This is a genomic window from uncultured Brevundimonas sp., from assembly GCF_937870815.1.
Taxonomy (GTDB): Bacteria; Pseudomonadota; Alphaproteobacteria; order Caulobacterales; family Caulobacteraceae; genus Brevundimonas.
This window is the reverse complement of record NZ_CALMZS010000068.1, coordinates 1-4,209: the sequence shown is the minus strand read 5'-3', so window position 1 is coordinate 4,209 and position 4,209 is coordinate 1. Positions and strand designations below refer to the sequence as shown.

At 69.0% G+C, this 4,209-nt stretch carries 4 protein-coding genes; 1 reads left to right on the top strand and 3 read right to left on the bottom strand.

Annotation, left to right across the window (positions count from 1 at the left end):
• The 3 genes from Q0588_RS04365 to Q0588_RS04355 all read right to left on the bottom strand — a co-directional run.
• A partial coding sequence (locus Q0588_RS04365) for a dihydrolipoamide acetyltransferase family protein (RefSeq protein WP_298744098.1) occupies positions 1-1,247 on the bottom strand: 1,247 nt, incomplete at its 3' end.
• Between the two features lies 1 nt (position 1,248).
• Positions 1,249-2,316, bottom strand: a complete 1,068-nt coding sequence (locus Q0588_RS04360; protein WP_366872593.1) for an alpha-ketoacid dehydrogenase subunit beta — start codon at positions 2,314-2,316, stop codon at positions 1,249-1,251.
• 59 nt (positions 2,317-2,375) lie between these two features.
• Entirely contained in the window at positions 2,376-3,626 is a 1,251-nt protein-coding gene (locus Q0588_RS04355; protein WP_298744096.1) for a 3-methyl-2-oxobutanoate dehydrogenase (2-methylpropanoyl-transferring) subunit alpha, read from the bottom strand.
• Between the two features lie 146 nt (positions 3,627-3,772).
• Between Q0588_RS04355 and Q0588_RS04350 the strand changes: the two genes are divergently transcribed.
• On the top strand, positions 3,773-4,209 hold a 437-nt coding region (locus Q0588_RS04350), incomplete at its 3' end, for an Lrp/AsnC family transcriptional regulator (protein ID WP_298744095.1).

Here is a 4,209-nt window from a genome sequence, read left to right as displayed (position 1 = left end):
TCGAAGCTGGAGGACAGGTTCATCATCTTGCGCACGACCATCCGGCCGTCCCTGACCACCACCCGTTCGGCGATCTTGTTGGGGCCGACGATGGCCACTTCGGGGTGGTTGATGATCGGGGTGTGGACCACGCCGCCGAGCGTGCCCAGCGAGGTGATGGTGAGGGTCGAGCCCGACAGTTCGTCGCGCTTGGCCGAGCCGTCCCTGGCCGCGGTGGAGACGCGGGCGATCTCGGCCGCCGTGTCGTACGGATCGCGGGCCTCGGCGTGGCGGACCACGGGCACCATCAGGCCGTTGGGCGTCTGGGCGGCGATGCCGAGGTGGACGGCGGCGTGGGTGGTCAGGACGCCGGCCTCGTCGTCGTAGTGGGAGTTGATCGTCGGCTGGTCGCGCAGGGCGACGACGACGGCGCGGGCGATGAAGGGCAGGACGTTGAGCTTGGGCTGATCCGGCTTCTTCGTGGCGTTGAGGTGGGCGCGGAGCTCCTCCAGGGCGGTGACGTCGATCTCCTCGACATAGGTGATGTGGGGGATGCGGCGGACGCTCTCGGCCATCTTCTCGGCGATCTTGCGGCGCAGGCCGATGATGCGGGTCTCGGTGGTTCCCTCGGCCCTGGCGTAGGCCGGGGCGGCAGATGCTCCGGAGACGGATGAGCCCCGGCGGCCGGACGAGACATAAGCATCCAGATCCGCGTGCTCGATGCGGCCGGCCGGACCGGAGCCCGGCACGAACTGCAGCTCGACGCCCAGATCGCGGGCGCGCTGGCGCACGGCGGGCGAGGCGAGGGGGCGCTCGCCGCGGGCGGACAGCTGACGTGAGCCCTCCCCCTTGATGGGGGAGGGTTGGGCGGGGGTGACGGTGGTGGAAGGCTTCGCGCTGACCGACGGGGCGGCAGCTTCGGCGACGGCGCTCGACCGGCCAGCGGTTTCACCCCCATCCCCGGCCCTTCCCCCATCAAGGGGGAAGGGAGAAGAAGGTTTGGCGACAGCGCTGGCGTTCCCCGCGCCCTCGACCTCGAACTCCACCAGCGGCGAGCCCACCGGGCGCTGTTCACCCGGCTCGCCGTGCAGGGCGGTGACCTTGCCCGACACCGGGCTGGTCAGTTCGACGGTGGCCTTGTCGGTCATCACGTCGGCCAGCATCTGGTCTTCCTCGACCACATCGCCGACCGCGACGTGCCAGCCGACCAGTTCGGCCTCGGCCGTGCCTTCGCCGACGTCGGGCAGTTTGAAGACGTAGCGGCCCATCTCAGCGGCCTCCCGACATGACGGCTTTCAGGGCCACAGCGACCCGTTCGGGGCCCGGGAAATATTCCCACTCGAAGGCGTGCGGATAGGGGGTGTCCCAGCCGGTGACGCGGGCGACGGGCGCCTCGAGGTGGTAGAAGCAGCGTTCCTGCACCAGGGCGCTGAGCTCGGCTCCGAAGCCGGAGGTTTTGGGGGCCTCGTGGACGATGACGCAGCGGCCGGTCTTTTTCACGCTGGCCTCGATGGCCTCGATGTCGAGCGGCACGAGGGTGCGCAGGTCGATGACCTCGGCGTCGACGCCGGCGTGCTCGGCGCCGGCGAGACTGACCCAGACCATGGTGCCGTAGCAGAGGATGGTGACGTCACCGCCCTCGCGCATCACCCGCGCCTTGCCGATCGGCTCGACATATTTGCCGGTCGGGACCTGGGCCAGGGCCTGGGCCTTCCACGGCGACACCGGCTTCCGGTGCCAGCCGTCGAACGGGCCGTTGTAGAGGCGTTTGGGCTCGAAGAAGATGACCGGATCGTCGTCCTCGATGGCGGCGGTCAGCAGGCCCTTGGCGTCATGGGGGTTGGAGGGGATGACGACCTTGAGGCCGGCGATGTGGGTGAACAGGCTCTCGGGGCTCTGTGAGTGGGTCTGGCCGCCGAAGATGCCGCCGCCGTAGGGCGAGCGCACCACGATGGGCGAGGTGAACTGGCCGGCCGAGCGGTAGCGCAGCTTGGCGGCTTCCGAGACGATCTGGTCGTAGGCCGGGTAGATGTAGTCGGCGAACTGGATCTCGACCACCGGGCGCAGGCCGTAGGCGCCCATGCCGATGGCGGCGGCGACGATGCCGCATTCGCTGATCGGGGCGTCGAAGCTGCGGGTCAGGCCGTGCTTCTGCTGCAGCTGGTCGGTGACGCGGAAGACGCCGCCGAAATAGCCGGCGTCCTCGCCGAAGCTGAGGACGTTCGGATCCTCGGCCATCTTGACGTGCAGGGCCGAGTTCAGCGCCTGGATCATGTTCATCGGCTGGACGCCGTTGGCCGGCGCCTGCGACTTCGGCGCGTGGTTCTGGTCGACCATGTCCGGCTCGACGCCGTCGGCGCGGTCGGCTTCGGTGAAGGTGGTTTGCTCGCCCATGATCAGACCCCCACCTCGCGGCGCTGTTCGACGAGGCGCCAGTCCTCGGTGGCGAAGACCTCCTCGAACATGGTCTTCACCGAGGGGCGCGACTGGCCCAGGGTGCCGATGGCCTCGGACTCCCTGCCGGCGGCGCGGACCTGCTCGACGGCCTCGGCCTCGGCGGCCGTCTGCCGTTCGTCGGACCATTCGCCGAGCGCGATCAGGTGCTGTTTCAGGCGCATGATCGGGTCGCCCAGCGGCCATTTCGCGGGCTCGTCGGCCGGGCGGTAGCGGCTCGGGTCGTCGGAGGTCGAGTGCGGCGCGCCGCGGTAGGTGAGCAGCTCGATGACCGTCGCGCCCCGGTTGGTGCGGGCCCGTTCCTCGGCCCACTGGGTCGCGGCCCAGACGGCGAGGAAGTCGTTGCCGTCGACGCGCAGGGCCGGCAGGCCGTAGCCGATGGCCTTGGAGGCGAAGGTGGTCTCCAGCCCGCCGGCGATGCCGTGGAAGGAGCTGATGGCCCACTGGTTGTTGACGATGTTGAGGATCACCGGGGCCCGGTAGACGGCCGCGAAGGTCAGGGCGTTGTGGAAGTCGCCCTCGGCCGTGGCCCCGTCGCCGATCCAGGTGATGGCGATCCTGTCGTCGCCCTTGTAGGCGCTGGCCATGGCCCAGCCGACGGCCTGGGGGACCTGGGTGCCCAGATTGCCGCTGATGGTGAAGAAGCCATAGTCCCTGGCCGAATACATGATCGGCAGCTGGCGGCCCTTGATCGGGTCCGAGGCGTTGGAATAGATCTGGTTCATCATCGTCGCCAGCGGATAGCCGCGCGCGATCAGCAGGCCCTGCTGGCGATAGGTCGGGAAGCCCATGTCCTCGCGGGACAGGATCAGGCCCTGGGCGACGGCGACGGCCTCCTCGCCGGTGCATTTCATATAGAAGCTGGTCTTGCCCTGGCGGTGGGCCCGGTGCATCCGGTCGTCGAAGGCGCGGGTCAGGATCATCGCCTTCAGGCCCCGCCGCAGGGTCTCGGCGTCCAGCTTCGGATTCCACGGGCCGACGGCCCGGCCGTCGTCGTCCAGCACCCGGACCAGGCGGAAGGCGTGGTCGCGCATGTCGAACGGGGCCGTGGACACTTCGGGCCGGTCGACCGCGCCGGCGGCGTCGAGCTTGAGATGGCTGAAGTCGGGCGCGTCGCCCGGGCGGCCCGACGGCTCGGGCACGCGCAGCGACAGGGCCAGCGCGTTCTGGGGCCGGGTGTCTGGCTTTTTCATTCCGTCCTGCCGTCCGGTTGATCCGACCGCGTTTCCTCCGGCGCCCTGTTAGCATGGTCCGCGAGCCAAGGCTCGCTCGATTTTGACCTTGCATATGCCGGTTCACGGGTATTTTATTGCGCCATACCTAGAACCGGAGAAACGCCTTGGCCGACGATCTGGATCCCGTTGACGCCCGCATCCTCGACATCCTGCAACAGGACGCCGGACTGTCCGTGGCCGAGGTGGCCGAGCGGGTGGGCCTGTCGGCGTCGCCCTGCTGGCGCCGGATCAAGAGACTGGAGGATACGGGCTTCATCCGCAAGCGGGTGACCCTGCTGGACGCGACCAAGCTGGGCCTCGATTTCGAGGTCTACGCCATCGTCAAGCTGAGCCTGCCGTCGACCGAGAACCTCGACCGCTTCGAGGCCGCCGTCGCCGACTGGCCGGAGGTGGTGCAGTGCGCCACCATCACCGGCCGTGAGGACTATGTGCTGCGTGTCATCACCTCGGACATGCACGCCTTCGACCGCTTCCTGCGCCTGAAGCTGCTCAGCCTCGGCATCGTCTCGGACTGCGAGAGCCACATCGTCACCCGCGGGGT

Bases quoted from the DNA above. Each gene is read 5' to 3' on its own strand.
- Q0588_RS04360 (WP_366872593.1), bottom strand. From the start codon at position 2,316: ATGGTCGACCAGAACCACGCGCCGAAGTCGCAGGCGCCGGCCAACGGC.
- Q0588_RS04355 (WP_298744096.1), bottom strand. From the start codon at position 3,626: ATGAAAAAGCCAGACACCCGGCCCCAGAACGCGCTGGCCCTGTCGCTG.